A 271-nucleotide genomic window follows, 5' to 3' on the forward strand; every position below is an offset into this window, starting at 1 on the left:
GTGATTTTAAGTCTGGCTACGACAGCCAGTACACTACATATTGATATGGCAGCATTAGGGGGAAGCATTGCTGTTGGAGCGATAATCTCCGGTGTGCTTGTCACCGTGTTGGGCCTGCTTGGGCTCGGTGATGTACTAAAAAAATGGTTCACACCCGTTGTTATGTTTGTTTTTTTGCTTCTGCTTGCCAACCAGTTAATCTTCATTTTTCTAAAGGGGATGATCGGTTTAAATAGCGGCGATCATATCGACGTTGGCGTGGCGTGCTTTT

The 271-nt window shown here is 45.4% G+C and carries 1 protein-coding gene; it reads left to right on the forward strand.

Features of this window, described 5'->3' with window-relative positions; genetic code table 11:
- Positions 1 to 271, forward strand: a 271-nt coding sequence (locus LKX83_RS32525; RefSeq protein WP_227887415.1) for a purine/pyrimidine permease, incomplete at both ends; no start/stop codon positions are given.

Origin of the sequence: Cohnella baijiui (assembly GCF_020731285.1) — a bacterium.
GTDB lineage: Bacteria > Bacillota > Bacilli > Paenibacillales > Paenibacillaceae > Cohnella.